Annotated in this window: 4 protein-coding genes; all 4 read right to left on the bottom strand. The window is 50.1% G+C overall.

All coding sequences use genetic code 11. The features are described 5' to 3' along the window. Nucleotides 1–9 precede the first annotated feature (9 nt). Nucleotides 10–1,593 (bottom strand): tannase/feruloyl esterase family alpha/beta hydrolase, encoded by a 1,584-nt coding sequence (locus tag Q0340_RS06715; RefSeq protein ID WP_298082667.1) that lies wholly within the window; start codon nucleotides 1,591–1,593, stop codon nucleotides 10–12. A 119-nt stretch (nucleotides 1,594–1,712) separates the two neighbouring features. Next, a complete protein-coding gene (locus tag Q0340_RS06710) occupies nucleotides 1,713–1,973 on the bottom strand; it encodes a DUF1440 domain-containing protein (RefSeq protein WP_298082668.1) in 261 nt (86 codons plus the stop codon). A gap of 27 nt (nucleotides 1,974–2,000) precedes the next feature. Next, nucleotides 2,001–3,152, bottom strand: a complete 1,152-nt coding sequence (locus Q0340_RS06705; RefSeq protein ID WP_298082666.1) for an MFS transporter — start codon at nucleotides 3,150–3,152, stop codon at nucleotides 2,001–2,003. A gap of 583 nt (nucleotides 3,153–3,735) precedes the next feature. Next, a partial coding sequence (locus Q0340_RS06700; RefSeq protein ID WP_298082665.1) for a hypothetical protein occupies nucleotides 3,736–3,920 on the bottom strand: 185 nt, incomplete at its 5' end.

Genomic DNA, 3,920 nt, shown 5'->3' with positions numbered 1-3,920 from the left:
AAATAAATTTTATCTGCACTCAAAGCTGCTCGCGTTATTTTCGTCGCCGCCTACGTAGGTAGCCACTTTTGGATACGCGCAAATAGGGATCTGCTTACCCGCGCGGCTCGTGCTTTTGCCTAGCAGGCTAGATGGAGCCGTTCCCTGCTCGCGCCACGCTTCAAGCGCGCTTAGCGGATCGACATCATCGATGCCGTTGCCGCCGCCGCAGTGATTCATCCCTGGCAATGCAAAAAATCGCGCAAACTCATCCGCGTTCGCGTTGGTTTCCACTAGCTTTTTAAACCAATCGCGCTGATCCATCGCCGAAAATACGGGATCGGAGACGCCCGTTACGATGATGAGTTTGCCGCCGTTAGCGCGGAAGCTATCTAGCTTGGTCGAAATCGCATCGTTTATCGCCGCGGTCTCGAACGTTCGCTCTACGTCCTTATCGAAATCAAATTTCATCAGATCAAACTCCGGTTGCGGCGGCGTCAAGAAATAATAATTCATCGAGCCCTTCGAGAGCACGATATTTCTAGCATTTGGCTCTGCCGTTTGCGAGTCGCCAAGCTTCCACATGCGCCAGCCGGGCTGATTTACTCCGGCATCGTAAAACCAGCCGCTGTAAATTTGCTCGCCCTTGCTGTTTTTTGCGCCGTCAAATATCGCCTTTATCGCAGAAATTTTATCTTTGGGCAGATCAAGTCCGCTGGGATCGAACTCGCAACGCTCCCAAGCGCCGATGATTCCGTCTTTTAGGCCGTCTAGCGCATCGCATTTATCCAGAACCGCCATGCTTAGCTTATCCAAATCCTCCTGCGTAAGGGCGTTTGCAAAAATTTTATCCCCAGCGGCGTTTTTAGGCGCGATCTTCATAAGCTGCCGGTTGTCCCACTGCTCCGCGATCGCCGCGCGCGAAAGCCTAAAACCCGGATTTGCCGCGATTACGCCGTCAAATTCCAGCGGATACCTCTGCGCCGCCATCAGAGCCGAGCGCCCGCCGTTTGAGCAGCCCATAAAGTAGCTGTGCGCGGGCGCTTTTTTATACGCCGCGAAAACCAGCTGCTTTGAGACACTCGCGACCTTGCCGATCGCCTGATAGGCATAGTCTAGCCGCGCCTGTTGCTCAAGTCCGAACTCGGGCGTAGGCGTAGGGTGTCCCGAATCGGTCGCAACTACCGCATAGCCCCTCATAAGCGCGGGCGTTGCGGTGCTAGTGCGGATAGGCACGGCACCAAGAGCCGGCGCTACGAAGCCGTCCAAACCGCCTCCGCCCTGAAATAGCAGCTTGCCGTTCCAGTCGCCTGGCAAGCGCAGCTCAAATTTTATGCCGTAATGCTTGCCGTCCGAGCCCGTGCGCGAGGCTATCTCGCCGTGAATTATGCAGTGCGGCGCGGCTTTTAGCGTCTTTTTGGCTCCGCCAGTTAGCGCAGACATCTTATCGGCACCGATTTCGCCGCTTTGATTCCAGATCGCTTCGCTAATCTTTGTATCGTAAATTTTCGTGCCCTTTAGCGCCGCGCAAGCCCGCTCGTCAAAATCGCTCGCAAGCGCCCCCTGTAGGCCCAAAGTAGCCGTAAAGGTTGCAACTAAAATTTTATATTTCATTGCCGCTCCTTTTGAAATTTTATTAATTGTAATTCTAACATAAAAATTTATTGTGATTTTACTGCGTTTATAAAAAATGATGGAATTCCGCACTAAACGGGGCGGAATTCCAAATTTAGCTAGAAGAGCGAAGTACCCGAGCGGTCCGCGGGATCGGGCTCACCCGTTACACGATTTCGTAGATCGCGACGAAATACTTCGATCGCCCAAAACCAAACCGCGTGCCCGAAAAATTCCGAAACATGCTCATACCACGGAAGCTGAAAAAGCGGCAGCGTGATGCAATGCACCGCGATATTTACGACGATACCGAACGCGACGCCCTGAAATAGCGTGATTTTAGGAAATTTCTCGGCAGCGAAGAGCGAAGTATGCTTAATTTTAAATTCTGCTATTGTTGCGGAGCATTAAATTTCACGCGTGCCCTTAAAGCTTGCACGGTAAAAAATCAGCAGCGCGGCGGCTAACGCGGCAAAGCCGCAAAATAGCCCTTGGTAGCTTAAATATTCAAGCGCCTTGCCACCTACGGCAGTACCGATGCCGCCTCCGAAAAATATCGCCGTGCCTATGATCCCAGAGGATAGACCTTTGGCGGAGCCGCAACGAAGCGCTGCGCTTGCTAGGACCGACTGCGCGCAAACATAGCCAAATCCCAACAAAAACGTCCCTACATATGCGGTGGCAGCGAAGCAACTCGCCAAAAGGCACAGCGCCGAAGCGGACGCCAAAAAGCCGAGGGATAGAATTTCTTTTAGCGGCAACTTCTCTTTTAAATATCTAGCAGCGTTTCCTGCCAAAAAGCAAGCGACGCCGTAAAGCATAAGGCAGGCTCCGGCGAAATTTGAGCTCAAGCCTAGCTTTTTAAGTAGATAAGCGCCTATGAATGAGTACGCCCCGAGCACAATTACGCCATTACATAAAGCCAAAAAATAGCTTCTCAAAAGCGCAGCATCGCCACGCAAGCTGGCTAGGGATTTTACGAAGCTTTCGCCTCCGCTTTTCGGAGCGTCTTTGAAATTTAGCGTAAATAGTGATACGAAAGATACCGCAGACAGCGCAGAAAAGGCTAAAAATATCTCCCTCCAAGAAAATCTAGCCACTGCCCATCCGCCTAAAGCCGCACTCAGCCCCTGCCCTAAAAATACCGAACCCAGAAATATCGCTACGATTTTTTGTCTATCCTTATCGTCATATGCATCGCCTATAACGCTGAGGCAGACGGCGATTATACCCGCCGCCGCGCATCCCGTGCAAAAACGAAATAAAACAAGCCACGCTAGACTTTTTGCAGTGGAACAAAGAAGCGTAAATATCGCCAAAAAGAGCATTAGCAGAATTAAAATTTTACCTCTGCCGTAGCGATCGCTAAGGTGTCCGTAAACCGGCTGAAGTAAGCCATAGGGGATCAGATATGCCGTCAAAACTGCGGAGGCGGCGCTTACCTGCACCCCAAACGTATCTGCGATGCTAGGTAGCAGTAGCGATGCGATCCAGTTATCTGCGGCAGAGATTGTCCCTGAGGCGATGATTAAGAGTAGTAGTCCTTTTTTGCAGCGCATTTTAAATTCCTAAATTTACGTAATTTTAGCCATTATAACTCTTTTGCTAGAAAATTTGGAATTTTAGCGAACTCAGCAAATATGAGACGAAAGGCATGGATCGCGAATTCGCAGCGGTGTCGCAATGCTGCGGCAAGTATAGCGCAATGGTCGGACATACAATGATGCATCTACCTTGAAGAGGTGAAGGTAGGCAGCAACGCGAGGCAGTGAATGCATGACTAGTTTATATTTATAATCCTCTTTTTTCGCGCATAAAGCCTTATAAGAAATAACGCAAATTTAACAATGCCACGAAGCAGAGCTATAGCATAAGGCAAATAAGGAAAGCTCTAACTTGTAGCACGAACCCTACAATAAAATTCAAAAATTCTTTAAAATTCTACGCGGATTATGATGCCTAAAAATCAACTAAAATTTTAAGCGCACTACTCCCGCAACACGCTTTTTAGCCACGAAATTCCGCCGTTTATCACAAGTCGCGACGAACCGTTTGTACGATCTTGTGCCGCTAGGTTAAATTTAATAGCAGCGGAATTTTGAAATTTTACGAATGCAGGGATTTCAACGGACGCTTGAAATTTTAATCCGGGGCGATAATTTTGATTTCATCCGCGCAAGATCCGCCAAAGTCCGCGCCGAAGGGATCTTGGACCGTGAAATAATGATCTATCGCGCCGCATCCGTGCCCGATCTGCTCACCCCAGCCCAGTGCCCTGCGCACGAAGCCCTTGGCATGGGCGACGGCTGCGGGCAGGCTAAGCCCCG

The organism is uncultured Campylobacter sp., assembly GCF_938045595.1.
Lineage (GTDB): Bacteria > Campylobacterota > Campylobacteria > Campylobacterales > Campylobacteraceae > Campylobacter_B.
Note: the sequence above shows the minus strand (reverse complement) of the source record. Positions and strands in the feature narration are given on the sequence as shown.

Excerpts from the sequence above, each read along its gene's own strand:
- Q0340_RS06705 (WP_298082666.1), bottom strand. The coding sequence starts at position 3,152 with ATGCGCTGCAAAAAAGGACTACTACTCTTAATCATCGCCTCAGGGACA.
- Q0340_RS06715 (WP_298082667.1), bottom strand. The coding sequence starts at position 1,593 with ATGAAATATAAAATTTTAGTTGCAACCTTTACGGCTACTTTGGGCCTA.